General features: G+C 63.5%; 13 protein-coding genes and 1 pseudogene. 9 read left to right on the forward strand and 5 right to left on the reverse strand.

Annotated elements, in window-relative coordinates; genetic code table 11:
• Nucleotides 1–426 precede the first annotated feature (426 nt).
• Complete coding sequence (locus tag FXB40_RS04910; protein ID WP_210352127.1) at nt 427–2,235, forward strand: multicopper oxidase family protein; 1,809 nt, start codon at nt 427–429, stop codon at nt 2,233–2,235.
• Entirely contained in the window at nt 2,232–4,409 is a 2,178-nt protein-coding gene (locus FXB40_RS04915; RefSeq protein WP_148771082.1) for an alkaline phosphatase family protein, read from the forward strand. Before FXB40_RS04910 ends, FXB40_RS04915 begins: the two co-directional genes overlap by 4 nt.
• A gap of 114 nt (nt 4,410–4,523) precedes the next feature.
• Here the strand turns inward: FXB40_RS04915 and FXB40_RS04920 are convergent, their stop codons facing one another.
• Entirely contained in the window at nt 4,524–5,987 is a 1,464-nt protein-coding gene (locus FXB40_RS04920; protein ID WP_148771083.1) for a GH1 family beta-glucosidase, read from the reverse strand.
• A gap of 334 nt (nt 5,988–6,321) precedes the next feature.
• Between FXB40_RS04920 and FXB40_RS04925 the strand changes: the two genes are divergently transcribed.
• From FXB40_RS04925 to FXB40_RS04940, 4 genes are all read left to right on the forward strand, one after another.
• Nucleotides 6,322–7,389: a M48 family metalloprotease gene (locus tag FXB40_RS04925; RefSeq protein WP_148771084.1), complete on the forward strand. Its 1,068-nt coding sequence runs from the start codon at nt 6,322–6,324 to the stop codon at nt 7,387–7,389.
• A gap of 629 nt (nt 7,390–8,018) precedes the next feature.
• On the forward strand, nt 8,019–8,783 hold the full coding sequence (locus FXB40_RS04930; protein ID WP_148771085.1) for a hypothetical protein: 765 nt from the start codon (nt 8,019–8,021) through the stop codon (nt 8,781–8,783).
• 80 nt (nt 8,784–8,863) lie between these two features.
• Nucleotides 8,864–9,322 carry a hypothetical protein gene (locus FXB40_RS04935; protein ID WP_148771086.1) on the forward strand — a complete coding sequence of 153 codons (459 nt, stop codon included), beginning with the start codon at nt 8,864–8,866 and terminating at the stop codon, nt 9,320–9,322.
• A 19-nt stretch (nt 9,323–9,341) separates the two neighbouring features.
• A complete protein-coding gene (locus FXB40_RS04940; protein ID WP_148771087.1) occupies nt 9,342–11,117 on the forward strand; it encodes a S8 family serine peptidase in 1,776 nt (591 codons plus the stop codon).
• 248 nt (nt 11,118–11,365) lie between these two features.
• Here FXB40_RS04940 and FXB40_RS04945 read toward each other — a convergent pair whose 3' ends face one another.
• The 3 genes from FXB40_RS04945 to FXB40_RS04955 form a co-directional block, all read right to left on the reverse strand.
• Complete coding sequence (locus tag FXB40_RS04945; protein WP_148771088.1) at nt 11,366–11,770, reverse strand: hypothetical protein; 405 nt, start codon at nt 11,768–11,770, stop codon at nt 11,366–11,368.
• A gap of 142 nt (nt 11,771–11,912) precedes the next feature.
• A complete protein-coding gene (locus FXB40_RS04950; RefSeq protein ID WP_148771185.1) occupies nt 11,913–14,378 on the reverse strand; it encodes a TonB-dependent receptor in 2,466 nt (821 codons plus the stop codon).
• Nucleotides 14,379–14,552: 174 nt separating this feature from the next.
• Nucleotides 14,553–15,911, reverse strand: a complete 1,359-nt coding sequence (locus tag FXB40_RS04955) for a histidine kinase (RefSeq protein ID WP_148771089.1) — start codon at nt 15,909–15,911, stop codon at nt 14,553–14,555.
• Nucleotides 15,912–16,101: 190 nt separating this feature from the next.
• On the opposite strand from FXB40_RS04955, the gene FXB40_RS04960 reads away from it, so the two are divergent.
• Together FXB40_RS04960 and fghA are read left to right on the forward strand one after the other, a co-directional pair.
• On the forward strand, nt 16,102–16,722 hold the full coding sequence (locus FXB40_RS04960; RefSeq protein ID WP_027534106.1) for a response regulator: 621 nt from the start codon (nt 16,102–16,104) through the stop codon (nt 16,720–16,722).
• Between the two features lie 70 nt (nt 16,723–16,792).
• A complete protein-coding gene (gene fghA, locus FXB40_RS04965; protein ID WP_148771090.1) occupies nt 16,793–17,638 on the forward strand; it encodes an S-formylglutathione hydrolase in 846 nt (281 codons plus the stop codon).
• A gap of 10 nt (nt 17,639–17,648) precedes the next feature.
• On the opposite strand, the pseudogene FXB40_RS04970 reads toward fghA, so the two are convergent.
• Nucleotides 17,649–18,216: pseudogene (locus FXB40_RS04970) on the reverse strand (DUF3280 domain-containing protein).
• Nucleotides 18,217–18,275: 59 nt separating this feature from the next.
• On the opposite strand from FXB40_RS04970, the gene FXB40_RS04975 reads away from it, so the two are divergent.
• Nucleotides 18,276–19,457 carry an ABC transporter substrate-binding protein gene (locus tag FXB40_RS04975; RefSeq protein WP_148771091.1) on the forward strand — a complete coding sequence of 394 codons (1,182 nt, stop codon included), beginning with the start codon at nt 18,276–18,278 and terminating at the stop codon, nt 19,455–19,457.
• Nucleotides 19,458–19,600 lie beyond the last annotated feature (143 nt).

A 19,600-nucleotide genomic window follows, 5' to 3' on the forward strand; every position in this document is an offset into this window, starting at 1 on the left:
CCAGCCGATGATGAGCCGGCCCAACGCCATTCGGTGATTGATCGCGGGCCGGCGTTATTGCATGCGACCTGAACCTGATCAAGCAGATCGACCAAGTCGACACCGCAAACAAGCGTCGTTGTCTTTCGCGAAGCATACGACGCCGTCGGACGCTGCTTGCGATTTCTCGTCGCCAGCAAACCACTGATCGTCGCCTGTCAGAGTTCCATCGACTCCGAACGTGCGTGTCATCGTCGTGTAAACAACCTGTCAGAGAGCAGGTGATACAAAACTACCCGCGTCGATACGACGCAGCAATCGTCATCTCCTTGTCATGCCTCAGCGAAGCGAGATCCGGGTCTGTCTATGATTGAATCCGGAGCGCGCTCATGTGGTTGGCTTGGTCGGATCAGCCGCAATCAATCGACACGACGATGGCCGCTTGGCGTGTTCGCTGTCGTGGCCTGGTTCGCAATGTCGGGGCTTGGAGCGATCAGCTTCGTGACGTTGCTCGGAACCAGCGGATTTACTCAGCCCTCACAGCCGCAACGCGAAGCCTGTCAGCGGCCGACGTCCGGAAGCGCGATACAGGAACCGCAGGACCTTCGCAGCCACGACGGCGTCCTACAGGTCGATCTGGCCATTCACAACAGCAAGCAGCCGGACGGCTCGACCCGTTACTGCTACCTGACGCCCGATGGGGAGATGTCGCCGACATTGCGGGTCAAGCCGGGCGATCTGCTGATCGTGCGCTTCAAGAATGATCTGACCGAGCTTGCGCCGGCACGCCCGGCTGCGGAACAGCCGCAAGCGCTGCCGTTCCCCGCGCCGTTGTGTGTGTCAAAAAAGATCTCGGATCCGTGCGGCAGCGACGCCATGCGAGCGACATCGGCCAACCTGCACTTTCACGGGCTGACGGCGCCGCCGGTATGCCATCAGGACGATGTGCTGAAGACCTCGATCCAGCCGGACGATCCGCCCTTCGAATACCGGTTGCGCATTCCCGCCGACGAGCCCCCCGGAGTCTATTGGTATCACCCGCATATTCACGGCTACAGCAAGGCGCAGGTGCTCGGCGGGGCGTCGGGCGCGCTGATCATCGAGGGCGTCGAGCGGGCTGCGCCGGAATTGGCTGACCTCCCCGAGCGGGTCCTGGTGATCCGCGACCTCGACCTTTTGAACCCCGATGCACCGCCCGCAAAATCCGAGCCGATCGTCCCGAAAAATCAGCTCGACAGTGACGGTGACACCACCAACAACGGCACCGGCTTCGGCAGGCCGGCGAAAGACCTGTCCGTCAACTTCGTGCCGGTGCCTTATCCCGATTATCCGCCGGCATCGTTGAAGATGAAGCCGGGTGAGCGACAGCTGTGGCGCGTTCTCAACGCCTCGGCGATCACCTATCTGAATCTCGCCGTCGTGTTCCGGCGCGCGCCGCAACCGCTCGGCATCGTCGCCATCGATGGCGTGCCGGTCCATTTCAACGGCAGCCCGGCGCCTGCGGTCGAGTGGGTCAATCGCATCGGTGTGCCGCCCGGCTCCCGCGTCGAATTCATCGTCGAAGGTCCGCCGCTCGGCGTACCGGCACTGTTGGTGACGCGAACGGTCGATACCGGGCCGGCCGGTGAAAACGATCCCAACCGCGCACTCCTGTCGATCACGGCCGCGGCCGATGCGCCCGAACCGCAATCGAGGCTGCCGGCAAATCCGCAGCCGCTGCCATCAGCCGTTCGACCCTGGATCGGAGACGTTGCGCCGGCGCGCGTCAGGAAACTGTACTTCTCCGAGCAACCGACCAATCCGGACGATCCCAACAGCCCTGTGACGTTCTACATCACCGTGGATGGCGAAAAGCCAAAACCGTTCGATGCGGGTTCCGACATTGCGGACATCGTCGTCATGCAAGGCGACGTCGAGGACTGGATCATCGAGAACCGCTCGACGGAATTGCACGACTTCCACACCCACCAGCTTCACTTCGAGCTGCGCGAATGGTCGGGCTTGCAGGTCAACGAGCCGTTCGTGCGCGATACCGTCAACGTCCCCTATTACAACAGCCGCATGCTGCAATATCCGAGCGTGCGGCTGCGCATGGATTTTCGCGACCCGAACATCGTCGGCACCTTCGTCTACCACTGCCACCTCCTCGAGCACGAGGACAACGGCATGATGGGACGAATCCGCGTCGAGCCGGCCCGCACCGCCGTTTCCACCCAGTCGTCAGATCAACAACTTTACCAAAGGAGAGCAGAATGAGCCAAAATAGGCGTAAGTCACGTTTGCTGAATGGTTGCCGCGTCGGGCTGAGTGCACTGGCGATGGGGCAATTCTGCATGAACCCGGTGCTTGCCGGCGGCGTGCCGACCCCCGCCGATCAATACACGCGGTCGCCGATCAAGCACGTCATCGTCATCATCGGCGAGAACCGCAGCTTCGACCACGTGTTCGCGACTTACGTGCCGAAGGAGCGTCGTCACAGCGTCGACAATTTGCTCTCCAGGGGCATCATCAAGCTCGACGCCAACAAGAATGCGGTTCCAGGCCCCAACTTCGAACAGGCGCATCAGCTGGCCGCAAAGGACATCGGTTCAAAGGACGCGTTTCTGCTGAGCCCGCCAAAGCAGACTTTCCCCAACGACCAGCTGCCGGCCCCGCTGGTCGGCGGGCCCCAGGTCTCCTACATCCCCAACAAGTGCGGCAGCACGCCGATCTCGCAGTGCCAGGCGAGCCTGACGCTTGCGCAGCAATCGGAAACCGGCTTGGACCCGAGCTACTATCCTTCACTGTTGACCGGTGGCACCGGCCAGACCTCGAAGACGCCGGACCAGCGCATCACCTCCGTCAACAGTCTGCCGGCCGGCCCGTTTCAGCTGACCAACGGCAACACGTTCCTCTACGAAAGCTATGCAGCGAGCCCGGTGCACCGCTTCTATCAGATGTGGCAGCAATTGAATTGCGCCAAGGGCGCCGCCAGCCGGGACAATCCCTCGGGCTGCACCGGCAATCTGTTCGCCTGGGTCGAAGTGACCGTCGGTGCCGGTGCCAACGGCGCCGCGCAGCCCGAGACCTTCAGCACCCAGTATGCGCCAGGTGCAGTGACCACGGGAGAAGGTTCGACCGCGCTCGGCTTCTACAACGTACAAAAGGGTGACGCGCCCTATTTCACGAGCCTGGCCGACAAGTACGCGATCAGCGACAACTTCCACCAATCCGTCAATGGCGGCACCGGCGCCAACCACATCATGTTCGGCCATGCCGACGCGCTCTGGTTCAGCGACTCCGACGGCAAGCCGGCGGCGCCGCCGAACGGGGTGCAGGTCTTCGGCGGCACCCCCGATGCCGGCATCGTCCATATGATCGAAAACCCCAATCCGGCGTCCGATACCAACAACTGGTACACCGAGGATGGCTACGGCAACAGCTTCAACTCCGGCTTTCCGCCCCCGTTCTCTGTCGCGCCGGCCTCCGGCGGCGGATCGTACAGCGACTGCTCCGATCCCAACCAGCCCGGCGTCAAGCCGATCCGGGACTATTTGCAGTCACTGCCTCGCCCGATTGATCCCCACTGCGAGCCCGGCCACTATTACCTGCTGAACAACTATAATCCGGGCTGGTTCGGCAACGGCAAGAACGCCTACATCGACCACAATCCGTCGAATACGCCCTTCACCATCCCGCCGTCGTCGACCCGCAGCATCGGCGACCTCCTCAACGACAAGAATATTTCGTGGAAGTACTACGGCGACCAGTGGGACAACTACGTCGACGATCCGTACCAGCTCAATTGGGGCGCGGCGGGCCCGACCGCGGATGAATACTGCAACATCTGCAATCCGTTCCAGTACGACACGTCCATCATGTCGCATCCGGACCAGGTTGCCGAGCACCTGCACGACTCGACGAAACTGTACGCAGATATTTCCGCTCGCACCCTGCCTGCAGTCTCGATCGTGAAGCCGAGCGGCTTCGTCGACGGCCACCCGGCATCCTCCAAGCTCGATCTGTTCGAAGGCTTCACCAAGAAGATCGTCGATCAGGTCCAGGCTTCGCCCTACGCGCGGGACACCGCCATCTTCATCACCTTCGACGAAGGCGGCGGCTACTACGACTCGGGCTACGTGCAGCCGCTCGACTTCTTCGGCGACGGCACCCGCATCCCGCTGATCGTGGTGTCGCCGTTGGTGAAACCGGGCCACATCTCGCACGACTACGCCGACCACGTCTCGATCATCAAATTCATCGAGCGCAACTGGCAGCTGCCGACCATCACGCATCGCAGTCGCGACAACTTCCCGAACCCGGTCGCCGAGTTCCGCAATCCCTATGTTCCCCTGAACAGCCCGGCGATCAGCGATCTCTTCGACTTCTTCGAGTTCGCGGAGCACGGAGAGCCGGGATTCCCGGGTTTCCCCGGCTTCCCGGGACATTAGTCAGCCGGCGATCGCAAATCGGATATCGAATGATAACGGCCGCCCTTCACGGGCGGCCGTTGCTTTTTGGGGATCAACGAACCGATCGACCGCAACGGGGATGCGGGAGTGAGATCACGCCCCCGCCGCGTTGTTCGCGATCACGTTGCGGTAAAAGCTCGCGCTGAGTTTTGGCGTGCGCACCTGGGTGTCGAAATTGACGTGATAGAGCCCGAAGCGCTTGTTGAGCCCGAACACCCATTCGAAATTGTCCATCAGGCTCCAGAGGAAATAGCCGCGCACCGGTACGCCCTCGGCGGTGGCGCGCTGGAGCTGGGCGAGATAGTTGCGCAGATACATGATGCGGTCGGTATCGTAGATCTTGCCGTCCTGCATCACCTGGTCGTCGCCGGACGTGCCATTCTCGCTGATATAGATCGCATCCGTCTTCCAGATATTGGCAGCCAGCTTCGGCACCCAGTAGATCGTCTCGGGGCCGATGCGCAGCCAGTTCGAATTCATGTGCGGGAAGTCTTTCGGGACCGGCAGCGGCATGAAGCCCGCGCCCTGGTCGGAGGCGACGATGTAGTGCTGCGGTGCGTAGATGTTGAGGCCGAGGAAGTCGACCGGCGAAGAGATGATCTTCAACTCGGCCTCGGTGTATTTCGGCGCATCGGCGCCAGCGTACTGCAGGAACGCATCGGTGTAGCGGCCCGTCATGATGACGTTGAGATAGCCGGCATTCATCTCGCGCAACGCAATCTCGGCAGCGCGGATGTTTTCGGGCGTATCGATCGCGGGACTACAGGCATCGATGTTTTCGGCCGGCCCGACGCGCGTGCCGCGGCGGCCATGGGCGCGCACCGCCTGCACCGCAAGCCCATGCGCGAGCGCGCTGTTGTGCCGGATCTGGTTCACTTCGGCCTGCGGCAGGGTCAGGCCGGGCGCATCGATGCCGACGCCGTAGCCGAAATAGACGAAGCGGCCGCTCTCGTTCAGCGTGAAAACGTTCTTGACCCTATCGGTCAGGTGCTCGGCGACATAGGCCGCATAGTCGCCAAAGATCTTGCAGGTCTCGGTCGAGCGCCAGCCGCCGAAACGGTCCTGCAGCGATTGCGGCAGGTCCCAGTGATAGAGCGTCAGCCACGGCTCGATGCCGTTCTTCAGGAGCTCGTCGATCAGGCGATCGTAGAAGTCGAGCCCTTTCGGGTTCGGCTTGCCGTCTCCGTCTGGAAACACCCGCGGCCAGGCCACCGAGAAGCGATAGGCCTTGCAGCCGAGCTCCTTGATCAGCGCGATATCGTCCTTGTAGCGGTGATAATGCTCGTTGGCGCGGTCGCCGGTGGTGCCGTCCTCGATCTTGCCGGGGATGCGGACGAACTTGTCCCAGATCGAGGCCCCTCGCCCGTCCACGTCGACCGCGCCCTCGACCTGATACGACGAGGTCGCCGTGCCCCAGAGGAAGTTTTGCGGAAAGCCGCCGGCGCTACGCGACACCGCTGCCGGCATGGCGTCGGCGAGCTCCAGGGGGGCCGTCATTCCGGCTGCGGAAAGCCCCGCGATCTTCGCGAACTGGCGACGCGAGAACTTGTCCGGCATTGGTACTGCTCCACTTCCATCGTTTCGGGCCCGGCACAATGACGAGTTCCGGCCGATTTGAGAAGCGATGTCCCTGGTTGTCTCGACTGCAGCCGACGCTCGCATCTGTCGTCTCCGGCGTGGAGCGCCGATAAGGCGTTATCGGACCAAACCATGGTTTAGCTTGAATAGAACCCGGTTCCTGAGGTCTCATCCGGACGGCTCGCGCCGAAGCGGATCGGACGTTCCCCCGTGTGGATACCGGGACTTTTCTGTGTCCAAGGCATGAAACTCGCATGACAAGACACCGGGAGATCCGTAACTTTTCGCTTTGAAGGTGGACGAGGGGACAGGGATGATTCACGCTGGCGTAAGCCCGATGGCGTTGCGTGGTGATCGGCCCGGCCAAGATGTCGTTGCCGGCCTCGCGCCGAGCGTTTCGTTCGCTCTGGTGCATCATGCGCCGCGAGAGATGCTGCGCGTTTTACGGCACGGCCCTACCGTCACCGCTGAGATCCACTGGCCGTCGGGAGAGGCGGGCCTCTTCCTGCGATGCCGTATCGAGCTGAGTTCGAGAGACTCGTCGCCGTTGCGGCATCGGCGGCACGCCCATCAGGCTGCGAACCATCAATCTTCTCAATTGGCGATCCTTGCAATGACATTGCTACTCGCCGTCTGCGGCTGGATCGCCGGCGGAGCCGAGGGCATGCAGCGGGCGCTGTTGGGAAGCACGCCCCGCCCCGACGAAACGATCATCTCGCGCGAGAACGTGTATCGCTGGTTCGGCGCCCGCCTGCTGTCCCCTGCCGAGGTGCCGGACCTGTTCGCCATGCTGACAAAGGTTTGCAGCCGGGCCGGCCTGGTGCGATTGCCGGATCTCTATTGGCTACCGGCACCGCGCGACATGAATGCCTATGCGCTCGGCGGACCGGAACGCAGTGCCATCGTGTTGACCGAAGGCCTGCTACGCAACCTGACGCGCGACGAGATTGCCGGGATATTGGCCCATGAAGTCGCTCATATCCGCAATAATGACGCCTGGACGATGGGCTGGGCGACAGCGTTGCGACACGCGATCGATTGGACATCGCTCGCTGGTCTCGCGCTGCTGCGAACCAGCTATCACCACGGCGGCATGACATCGAGCCGGCCATTGGCGATGCTGCTGAGCGCAGCACCAGCTCTCGGCCAGCTCCTCGGACTTGCTCTGTCGCGCGTTCGCGAACTGGATGCAGATGCAACGGCGCTCGAACTGACCGGCAACTCTCGAGCGCTCATCGCCGCACTCGACAAGCTGGAGCGCCATCACACCGGCTCTGCACCAAGCCGCACGTCCGCATTCGTGCATGATCCGGTGCGTTTGCTTCGCAGTCATCCCGCCACCTACGAGCGCGTCGGCGCATTGCTCAACCTCGCTTACTAAAGCGCGAAGAGATCGGGATGAATCGTCATCGCGCTTTAGATTATTGCTTGAGCATGATCTTTTCGGAAAACCGCTTCTCACTTTTCCGGATCATGCTCTAGCATTCGCTGAAGTTGACACCGATGCACATCGGAAGGCTCGCTGACCAAGCAAAGAGCGCTGACGAAAATCCGCGCGGCTCGAATTTTTACGGAGTTTGATTGCCGCCAAAATATCGCCGCTCTTTCGCGAAACTATTTCGACGCCAGTACGTTTTTTGCGTCTCTGCTCATTTGCAGAACTGGGGAGAAGCCAGCGTAATTGCCAAGCGTCTGAGCGGACGTAAGAGATAAACGATAAATCGCTGGCCACCGTGCCAGCGAGGAAACTCCGCTCCCATATCTCTCGACGGCTAATTAGCCGCTCTAAAGCATCTTACCGTCGGTATGTCTCCTTGAGAGGACGCAACTCGCGCCTCCCAGGCGGAGCGACATTGCTTGCGGCTGAGACTTCCGTGCCAAGCATTTGAACTTGAAGCTCCAACGCCGTCGCACCGGCGTGACGGACAACTATTGCCAGCGAAGGGGTCGCGCATGCGACCGGCCTTGGCAGAATTTTGGGCTGAGGGCACCACCATCGGAGACCAAGCGATGACCTATTATGACACCCTGCAACAGAACCTCGCGCATGGTTTGCCATTCGGACAGTCCGGTCCCCAACAGTGGGGAGCGGGAGCATTCGGTCCGCAAGGCGGCCAACAGCAAGGCGGCCAACAGTATGGAGGAGGCGGTCTTGGATTGGGCCAGGCGGCCTATGGACAGCAATACGGGCAGTTCGGCGGTCAGCCGGCCTTTGGTGCGTCTGGATATGGCCCCGGCTGGGGCGGGCAGACGGGCGGGGGTCAGCAGAACTGGGGCGGACAACAGCGCCAGCTCTCGCCACAGGACGTGAATGAGGTCGTGCGGCAATTGATACCGGCGCTGCCTCAAATTCTCGCGCAAGCTCAGACTCCGTTCGCAGGAATGGGCTATGCGGCTTACGGCCAGACGCCACGGCAGCTAAGTCCGCAAGACGTGAGCGAGGTCGTGCGGCAGATCCTGCCGATCGTGCCGCAGATCGTGGGAATGCTGCAGAGCCAGCCCCAAATGCAGCATTCGGCCATGCACGGCGGTCCCGGTCAGGGTCAGTTCGGAGGCCCCGGTCAATTCGGTCCCACGCAGACTCAGCCTGGGCAGATGTGGGGTACGCAGTTCGGCGCGCCGCAGTTCCAGGCGGCATTCGGCGGTCAGACGGGCTCGGGCCAGCAGCGACAGCTGACGCAGCAAGACGTCGCCGACATCACCCGGCAGCTGATCGGCGTCATTCCCCAGGTTATCGGCAACCTTCAGGCCTACGGCCAGCAGCGGATGATCTGACCGCGCGGTAAGGCGCGACCGCCGCCCAAGGCGGCGGTCGCGCCTGCCGTTGCGCATGCTTCCTCCGAAGGAGAACCCTCATGTCGGATTCCAATCCCTCCGCCGCACCCGCGTCACAGCGCCACTCCCCTGACATTCAGCAGCTCGTAGGCCTGCTCAGCAATTTGATGCCGCTGCTCTTGCGCCTGCAGTCGCACACGCTCGAGCAGCCGTTCCGAACCGTGCCCGGCAACTTCCCGATGCCGAACCCGGTGCTCGATCATCAGGCGGCCGAAAACATGGTCGGAGACATGATCGCAGAATCGCTGCGCTCGCTCTCTGCCTATCTCGAGGCCAACGCGGCACAGCATCCGGGCCTCGAAAACTGTGTCTCGATCGTCACCCAGGCAGCCAACAAGTTTACCGAGCGGGATTTTGCGCAGGCCTTCAACCTGATCTATTTCGCCTATCGCGCGATCGAAGCCGCCCGCGCGGCAGATCCCCGCCTTCCGTTGCTGCGACAGGCCTTGATCGATCGCACGCAATCTTCCATCCACTGAAATCAAAGGAGGCGACGCCATGGCAACAAGTCCAGATGATGCGCGACCGACCTCGAGCGACAATCGACGTAAACCAGCGCGCAGCACTCAATACATGATCGCGCCAGCGGGCCCCGGCGTCAGCGCTCAAACGCTGGCCGAACAACTCAACCAGTTCGGCAACATCCTGTGGACCCATGACCAGCGCGGCGTCAGTGGCCCGCCAATTGCGATCGTGCGCATGCCTGACGAAGCCGCCGCCGCGTTGCGCCGCTCCACGGCCGGCAGCTTGATCATCGAGCCGGACAGCCATCTGCGAGCTGCATCCTTTGCCCGCCCGGCCTCCTCTTTCATCCCGGCGGCCGCGACGATGACCGCGCTCGGGCCGGACTTCAAGGTGACGATCCGGGTCCTCAGCGAAGCAGGTGCGCCCGTGGAACAGGCAACTGTGCAGCTCGTCGGCGAGCAGGCGTCGGTCCAGGGACGGACGGACCGTGATGGCAACATCGATCTGACGCTGCGGGACGAGGTGCCGGAAACCATCGCCGCCATTTTCGTCATCGCACGCTCCGGCCATTGGGGCTGGTGGCAACAGCGGCCCAATATCGAGACCGGTGCGGTGAACTCCTTCACCCTGAGGCCGTTGCCGCTGCCTGGCGGGCTGGATTGGGGTGGCGACGCGATGCGCTTCGATCAGATTCCCGACCACTGCCGTGGAGCCGACGTCAAGATCGCACTCATCGACAGCGGCGTGGCGACCAGCCACAAGCAATTGGCTGACATCGAGCACGGTATCGATGCCCGAAGTGGCGAAGATCGCTCATGGTCAAAGGACGTCACTGGCCACGGCACGCCTTGCGCAGGCATCATCAATGCGGCTGCGCAGGCCGATCACGGCATCCGCGGCTACGCCGCGGACAGCGAGCTGCATGTTTACAAGCTTCCGCTCGATGCCCGTTGCAGCGACCTGATCGCGGCGCTCGATGATTGCCTGCAAAACGGCATCGACGTGGCGTGCGTCGGAGTCGGTTGCGAGCGCGGCTCCGTGCTGGTTGCGCAGCACATTGCCATGGCCAAGCAGCAAGGCGTCAGCATCATTGCCGCTGCCGGCAACTCCGGAGAGGGCGTACTGTTTCCGGCCTGTTCCCCGCATGTCATGGCAGTCGGTGCGGTCGGACGGATGGGAAGCTTCCCGGAAGACAGTCCGCAGGCGGCGCAGGCCGCAGCCGCCAGCGCGGCGGCGGGCGGGTTGTTTGTACCGCCGTTTTCCTGTCGCGGGTCCGAACTCGACCTGTGCGCGCCCGGTGTTGCAGTCATTGCCTGCCAGTCGCCGGACGGCTACGCCGTCTGCGACGGCACCTCGCTCGCAGCAGCTCACGTTGCCGCGCTTGCAGCCTTGATCCTCGCCGACCACGCCGACTTCAAGGGCAGCTTCATCGCCAAGGATGCCCACCGGGTCGAACGACTGTTCCAAATTCTGAAGGATACGGCGCAGCCTGTCGGCCATCCATGGCAGACCGGAGCCGGATTGCCGGATGCAGCCCGCGCGCTCGGTGTCTGGTCCGATCAGCGGCCCCTTGCGATGCCTCTGAATGCGGGATTGCGCGAGATGCGCAGCGCCATTCGGCAGCTCGACCGGATTCCATTCGGAGCAAGCCAGGCGATGATATTCGAGCCGCCGCGCGGCCCGGCCAACGTGACGCGGCTTCCGCTGAATCCGGCCCCTCTGGCGTTCCAGGCCGCCGGCGCGGGAACAGCGACGGTGCACGAACTCAGAACGGCGATGGCGATGGCAGGTCTAACGGAACGACCTTAGGGGATGATCGGGCCCCCGCAATCCTCGAACGTCGCGCGCAAGCCTGCATAAAAGGCCTGCGGCCGCTGAGAGCCCCCTCACCCCGGCTCGCCGCTTCGCGGCGAGCCACCCTCTCTCAGCCGGGTGAAAACGAGCGGACGGGGCGCAGGCGGTTTGAAAAGCGCCGGCACCGGAGTTTGAGGATGCAGAATTGCGCGGCCCCCGGGCGCGACATGTCGATGCAGGCGATGCGGCGGGCCGCGATATGATCAGCGCGGGCGTTTCGGCAGCTTTGGAAGCTTGCCGGGATCGAACGCCGGGGCCTCCCCAGTTCGTTCAGGTGCCACCGGCTGTTCCGCCAGGATGAGCGTTCCCTGGAGGACTATTCCCCCCGCCTGCCCGGCCGTCGCCGTGTAGGTCGCGATCTTGTCGGGGCACGTGCCCTCGATGTCCAGCGTCAGTTCATCATAGACGCCGAAGACGGTGACACGTCCTTCGGTATGACGCTTCGTCGACACGGTTGCGGTGAAGCGATCGCCATCGACCTTGCACGAACCGTGATACGTCATGAGGCTGTCGCGGCCCCAAATCTGGCCGTCTGCGACATGGACGATGCCGGTGCCCTGGTCGAGCGGCGTCTTGTACCAAGCCGCGTAGGTCCCGTCCTTCAGCATGGGAGCAGTCTCCCTTGATCTTTCCGCGCTGATCATCCGCACGGTTAGCGCTAAGGAACGGTTAATCGTGCGGCCCGTGTCATTCCGGGCTCCAACGAACGAGGCGCAGAATTTGGGCGGGCCTCCGCTCCTCCAGCCCGCCTCAGAACGTCACCCGCGCCCCCGCGTAAAACGCACGCGGCCTTGCCGGGCTCAGCGAGCGAGGGTCGTTGAAATTGTTGCCGCCGTTGGCGAAGTTCGGCAGCGCGGTGGTGTCGAAGAATGTGCCGTAGGTCGCGTAGCGATTGTCGAAGACGTTGTCGACCTTGCCGTAGATCTGGAGGTTCTTGGTGACCTGGTAGGACGTGTGCAGGTTGAACACGGCATAGCCCGGTAGCTTGGTCTCCAGATTGGCTTCGTCGCCGACATAATACTGGCTCGAGACCCAGAGCGCATCGCCGCCGACTTTCCAGGCGTCGGTGACGGCATATTCGATGCCGGCCTTGATGCGATGGCGCGGGATGGCCGGGATCTGGTTGCCCGGCACAATCGAGATGATGCCGCCATTGGCGACGGCCGTCGGGCTGTTGGAGGCGACGTCGAGTGCATCGAGGAAACGCGCGTCGACGAAGGCATAGCTCGCGTGGAACTGGACCTCGTTCGACTTGAGGCTGATCTCGGCTTCAAGACCCTGCCGGCGCGTCGAGCCGACATTCTGGAAGAAGCCAAAACCCTGCAGGCCCGCGATCGGCAGCGCCAGGATGTCATCATAATTGGTCGCGCGGAATCCGCCGATCTTCCAGCCGAGCGAGCCGATGGCCAATTCCTTGGTGCCGCGGAAGCCGGCTTCCACGGTCTTGGACACCACCTGCTTCAGATCGGGGTCTGAGACGAGGAAGGCCGCGATCAGGCAGGGATTGTTCGGATCGGCGCAGCCGAGCTCGAGCGGCGTCGGCACACGGTTGGCTTCCGAATAGCCGGCATAGGCGGTCAGCTCCGGCGTGATCTTGTAGGTGCCGCCAATCACGGGATTGAAACGGTTGTAGGTGTGGTCGCCGTTCAGCGCGGTGCCAAGCTGGTCCTCCAGCGTGACACGAGCGGCATTGAAGCGTCCGCCGCCGGTGATCGCGAAGGCGTCCGTCACGTTGAACGTATCGAGCGCATAGAGGCCCTGATACTGGTTGACGGTACGCAGCGACACCGGGCCGATCGAGGTCGGATTGCCCGACTGCCCCAGAAAGATGCCGCTGCCGGTGACGACATAGTTCTCGCCCACCGTCCCGAGCTCGGAGCTCGCGTCGAAATGCGTCACGCTGGCGTCATAGCTGGCGCCGAATACGAGACGGTTCTCGTGCCCGAGCAGCCTGTCGCTGTTGGTCGCCTGGCCGGAGATGCCGAAGGAGGTCGAACGCGTCGTGGTGCGATCGATCTCGCCGAGCACCGTACCCGCCGCGAACGGATTGGCGAGCTGGACGCCGTTGAGGCCGAAGGCGGGCGTGGAGTCGTCGCCGAAGCACAGTGTTGTCGGATCGGCGCAGGGCTGGGCATCGGTCGGGTTGCCGTCCTGGGTCTTCTGATTGAAGCCGCGCACATGCGCGGTGCCTTCGAAGGTCCAGGTCGGCGTCGCCTCGACCTTGCCGGTCAAATTGACGTAGCCGACCTTGTTGGTGGTGGTCTGCGGCGTGGTGTAGGTCGCGCCCCAGTAATTTTGGAGCAGTTCGATCGGCACGGTGCTCGGCCCGGCCAGATGGTTGTCGGCAACGCCCATGTTGACGTGGAATTCGTTGCCCTCGAAGCGGTAGCCGACGTCGCCGTAGAAGCGGCGAATCTCCGACGCGGAGAAATTGCGGAAGCCGCTGTCATGTGCGCCTTCGATCGCGCCATACACCGCCCAGTTGTTGTCGATCTTCTTGCCCCATTGCGCCGAGCCCTGGATACGGCCAAACGAGCCGCCCATGACGTCGATCTCGGCGCCCTGATAGGTGAAGCCATCCTTCATCAGCAGGTTGACGGCGCCGCCGAGCGCGTTGAGACCGAAAGCGGGATTGTTGGTGACGATCGTGGCCGAGCGGATCGCCGCGGTCGGGATCGCGTCCCAGTTCACGGAGTCGGAGAACGCTTCGTTGATGCGCACGCCGTTCTGGTAGACGGCGAGGCCCTGCGGCGTGCCGGCCAGCGGCGAGGCGACATAGCCGCGAAACTCGATGTTGGGCTGGAACGGATTGCCGGTGACTTCGCTGAGATTGACGCCGGGAACATATTGCTGAAGCGCATCGCCGATGTTCAGCGAGCCGGTGCGCTTGATCTGGGACGGATCGACCGCGTTGACGCTCGCCGGGATCTTGTCGACATCAATGCTGCCGGAGGCACCAGGTGAGGTCGGGTAGACGTAGATCCGGGGGGCCGTGGGCTTGCCGACGCTCGCAGCGGTCCGTGCAACCGGCCGCGACGGGGCACGCCGTGCGGCTGGCTGCGGTGCCACCACCTCGACCGCAGGCAGATTCTGGACGTTAGTCTCCTCGTCCTGCGCAGCGCGGGCGTTGGTCCCGAAACACAGTCCAGACACCAGCCCGGTCGAGACCGAGGCCATCAGCAGACGTCGCATGTGCCCCAGCTTGCGCATTCCCATTGTCCCACCCGTCACCTTCGGCTGTTTTGGTTTTCGCCGTTTGGTCGTGACGAGTGTATTCGGCGGCGGCTCTTGGACCAGCCACAAAAGGTCGGGCACTATCCGCTCCCGTTTTCCCGACAAAATCGGGAATTTTTCCCGATCGGGAATTTTCCTCGATTTAGCCGGGTGCAATCAGGCCGCCGCGGTCGGAACCAGCGCCTCCACGGTGACGCCGCCCTCGCCTGTTGCCACGTTGAGCGTGCCGCCCAGCGCCAGAATGCGCTCGCGCATGCCGACGAGGCCGAAGCCGAGTTTTTGGCCGGGCTCCATGCCGTGGCCGTTGTCGCTGACCCGGACCCGGGCGCAACCGCGGCCGTCGCGGCCCGGCTGCTCCGCCGGCTCGATCACCACATTGATCGCGGTCGCGCCGGCGTGGCGGAACGCGTTGGTGAGCGCCTCCTGCACGACGCGATAGATCGTCAGGTCGGCGGTCTCGCCCGTAACGCCAAGCGCCGGCGAGATCGTGGTCTCGATGGTCACATCGGGATGCGATTCCCGCCACAGCCGCGACAGCGATTCCAGCGCCTTGCCGAGACCGAGCTCGGCGAGGCCGACGGGCCTCAAGCGTTCCAGCACGCGACGGGTGAACTGCTGCAGCGCGTTGATCTGTTCAAGAAGCGCGCCGCCGTGTTTTCGCACGGCATCGGCACTCGGTGCGCGTCCGTCGGCGAGCTTCGCCAGAGCACTCGCATGCGCGCGCAGCGAAAACAGATACGGCCCGAACTCGTCATGCAGCTCGCGCGCGATCTCCTTGCGCTCGACGTCCTGGAGCGACACTGCGCGCTCGGCAAGCCGCCGCTTGTCCTCGACCGCCTCACCAAGCGTCGCCGCGAGATGATTGAGCTTGGTGCAGATCGCAGCTAACTCGGGCGCGCCGCCGGGCACCGCACGCGCGTCGTAACGGCCGCCCTCGAGCTCGCCCATCGTCTGTGTCAATGACTGGAGCGGCGCGAGCGCCCGGCCGACGACATTCATCATCACCAGGAACAGCACGATCGCGATCACTGAACCGACCTCGAGCTGCGTGACGATGGCGTCCCAGATCTCGGCGATCTCGTCATTGGGATGCGAGGTGATCACCAGCGAGCCGGGCATGCCATGGACCGAGACTGGCACGCTGACGGCAGTCTGCTCGGGATGAACCAGGCTGACGAACCAGGTCGGCGGCCCAGACGTGTCGTCATCGGCCTCAGTGCGAGGCGGCGTCAGCGGGTTCCCGCCGGCGTCACGGAGCGCAATGCTGACATGGCGGAGCCGATTGAGGTCTCGCGCGATCTGGTTCAGCCTGGCATCGGGATCCGGCGCCTCGTTGAGATCGGCAACGATCATCTCGATGAATTCGCGCGCCAGCCGGATCACGCTCTGGTCCTCGGCCTGCACGCGGGGACCGGCCTCCGCGACCTCGCGGGCGATGTTGACGGCGAGCCCGAGCGCAAGCAGCAGCGCCAGCAGGAGGTTGATGCGCCCACGCAAGGATAGATTTTGCCACATTGCTCTCGCCTGCCCCACGAAGGATCGCACGCGCCCGTCCGATAGCGTTGACAGAGACGAAGCGCCCGATATCTAATCGGAAGCGTACAGCAATCCCGGCCGGGTTGCATGATCCGACATGAGACGCGCTTGTGTCTCGCTTGGCATCATGCGGCGCGAACACAGGCCGGCGCTGTCGCGGGGAACGCCTATGCGCATTCTGATCGTCGACGATCATCCCATTGTCGCCTCCGGCTGCCGTGCCGTGCTGGCCGACGAAGGCGAGATCGAGATTTTGGAAGCCGCCGACGCCGAGGACGGCGAGTGCGTCTTCATCGTCGAGCGCCCCGACCTCTGCGTCATCGACATCAACCTGCCGACCGTCTCCGGCTTCGAGCTTGCGCGCCGCATCCTCGAGCGCGCGGCTGATGCCCGCATCATCATGTTCAGCATGAACGACGACCCGGCCTTTGCCGCGCGCGCGATCGAGTGCGGCGCCAAGGGCTACGTCTCCAAGACCGGCGATCCCGACGATCTCGTCGAGGCGATCCGCACCGTCGGCGGCGGCGGCACTTATCTGCCGAGCGCGATCGCGCGCAGCATCGCCTTCGCAGGGCCGACGCTGGCGCAAAGCCCGCTATCGAAGCTGAATGCGCGCGAGATGGAGATTTTGCGGCTGCTTAGCGCGGGAAAAAGCCTGTCCGAGATCGCCTGGCTGGTGCAATCGTCCTACAAAACGGTGGCCAACACCTCCTCAATCATGCGCCAGAAGCTCGGGGTGAAGACCTCGGTCGAGCTGGTGCGGCTGGCGATCGACAGCGGTGTCGCCTGAAAGCGCGCCACTAATTCGGTCACACAGCATTGCATTCTTGATGTGGTGAGATGCCACGGAGCAAACCGGCATGACGATCCAGACTGTCTCGACCAACACTTCCTATGGCGGCGTGCAGGGCGTGTATCGCCATGCGAGCCAGGCGACCGGAACCGACATGGTGTTCTCGGTCTATGTTCCCCCACATGGCGACGGCGCCAAGCTGCCCGTGGTCTGGTATCTCTCCGGCCTCACCTGCACCCATGCCAATGTCACCGAGAAGGGCGAATTCCGCAAAGCCTGCGCCGAGCTCGGCCTGATCTTCGTCGCGCCCGACACCAGTCCGCGCGGGCCCGACGTGCCGGGCGATGCCAACAACGCCTATGATTTCGGCCTGGGCGCCGGTTTCTATGTCGACGCCACGGAAGCGCCGTTTGCACGCAATTATCGCATGTGGAGCTACGTCACCGACGAGCTGCCAAAGCTCGTGGCGGGAAATTTTCCCGTCGATGCCAAGCGGCAATCGGTGATGGGCCATTCCATGGGCGGCCATGGCGCGCTGACCGTGGCACTGCGCAACCCGCACCGCTATCGCGCGGCCAGCGCCTTTGCCCCGATCGTGGCGCCATCGCAGGTGCCGTGGGGCATCAAGGCGCTGACCGGCTATCTCGGGCCGAACAAGGCTGCCTGGCGCAGCCATGACACAGTGGCGCTGATCGAGGACGGCGCGAAATATTCAGGCTTTCTGGTCGACGTCGGCGAGGCCGACAATTTCCTCAAAGAGCAGCTCAAGCCCGAGCTGCTGCAGGCGGCCTGCAACAAGGCCAACATCCCGCTGACGCTGCGGCGTCAGCCGGGCTATGACCATAGCTATTATTTCATCTCGACGTTCATGAGCGATCATCTGCACTGGCATGCGGAGCGGCTGAAGGGGTGAGAACGCCCTTCTACTCCGGCTTTCCATAATTCGGCGCGAGCAGGCGGTTGCGGATCAGATAGCCCATCGTGCGCGACCAGGATTCGTCGGTGTTGCCGCGCATGTCGGCGCTTGCTGCCGTGATCATATTGCCGGTCTTCACGTCGCGCAGATAGATATTCAAATTGATGATCAGGTTGGAGACCTTCTGCACCATGCCGGTGATCTCGAGGTCCGCTCCTGTCCGGCAAGCTTGAGGTCGCAACCACCGCAGGCCTGCAGATTGGCGTGACGCGCGGCATCCCTCACCGGTGCGATATCGAGCAGCTGGAACCGGCCTGATTCAGCCAGCTCCTTGCGCAGCTGGTCGCTGATATGCGCGAGCCGCGCTTCCTCAGGCTTCGAGCCATAGAACTCGCCCGGCAGACTGGTGTCGATCAACTCGAAATCGAACACGGCGAGCTTTGGCGGATCGGCGGCTGCCTGCGAACCCATCAGCAGCAAAGCCGCGAAACATATCAGCGCTCGCATGATCGTGATTCCCGGCGTGCCCGCGTGGGGACCAAATGCGGGGTTGCAAGCCCGGCCAAATCGGTCATGCTTCAAGAGAGACAATTCTTTACCGACGGTCAAGCCGGGGAGAACGTCAGGAGGAAGCATGATCCGATGGTTGCTCGGCCCGATCGGCCTGTGTCTGGCAGCGATGCAAGCGCTCGCGGCCGACCCGGTCACGATCGGTGTCGGCTATCTCGGTGTCGCCGGCACCCGATCGACGCTGTCGCTGGTCGAGCAGCCCGCGGACAATGACGGCGTCGCCGGCGCGAAGCTCGCGATCGAGGACAACAACACGACCGGCAAATTCCTCAATCAGCGTTTTGTGCTGGAAGAGCGGCGCATCAAGGAAGGTGAGGACGTGGTCCAGGCCGCGACCGCGCTTGCCGAGCACAACGGCTTTGTCATCACCAACCTGCCGGCCGATGCGCTGTTGAAGGTCGCCGACGCCTTGCGCGACCGCGGCACGCTGCTGTTCAACGCCGGCGCCATCGACGAGCGGCTGCGCGAGGCCGATTGCCGCGCCAATGTGATCCACAGCGCGCCGACGCGATCGATGCTGGCCGATGCGCTCGGCCAGTACCTCGTGTGGAAGCGATGGCCGCGCTGGCTGCTGGTGGTCGGCTCGCATGACGAGGACAAGCTCTACGCCGATGCGCTCCGCCGCGCAGCGACGCGGTTCGGCGCCAAGATTGTGCAGGAGCGCACCTTTGAAGACACCGGCGGCGCACGCCGCACGGACTCGGGCGTGACACTGATCCAGCGGCAGATGCCAGTGTTCACGCAGCAGGCCCCCGCCTATGACGTGCTGGTCGCCGCCGACGAGAGCGAGGTGTTCGCAGCCTATCTGCCTTACCGCACCTGGGATCCCCGCCCCGTCGCGGGCTCGGCCGGCCTGGTGCCGCGCAGCTGGGACGCCGCGCAGGACCAATGGGGCGCGACGCAGATGCAGAACCGCTTCATGAAGCTGAATTCGCGGCGCATGACCGCGCTCGACATGCAGGCCTGGACAGCCGTGCGCATGATCGGCGAGGCCACCTCGCGCACCAATTCCGGCGACGTCAAGAAGGTCACCGATTTCATCAAGGGACCGGATTTCTCCGTCGCCGCCTTCAAGGGCACCAAGCTGACGCTGCGCGACTGGAATCTCCAGCTCCGCCAACCGATCCTGCTGGTCGACGGCCGCATGGTGGTGTCGGTGTCGCCGCAGGAAGGATTTCTGCACCAGGTCTCCGAGCTCGACACACTCGGCTATGATCGTCCGGAGAGCAAATGCAAGCTGAAATGAGCATTGTGAGATGAGTTCTAGCTGCCACCGCGACGATGCTGCGCCCCCTCTCCCGCTTGCGGGGGAGGGTCGGGGTGGGGGTGTCTCCACGCGCGAGACCCCCCAAGAGGAAAGAGCCCCCACCCGCATCGCATCTCGCGATG

Source organism: Bradyrhizobium rifense (assembly GCF_008123425.1).
In the GTDB taxonomy this organism is placed as follows: domain Bacteria; phylum Pseudomonadota; class Alphaproteobacteria; order Rhizobiales; family Xanthobacteraceae; genus Bradyrhizobium; species Bradyrhizobium rifense.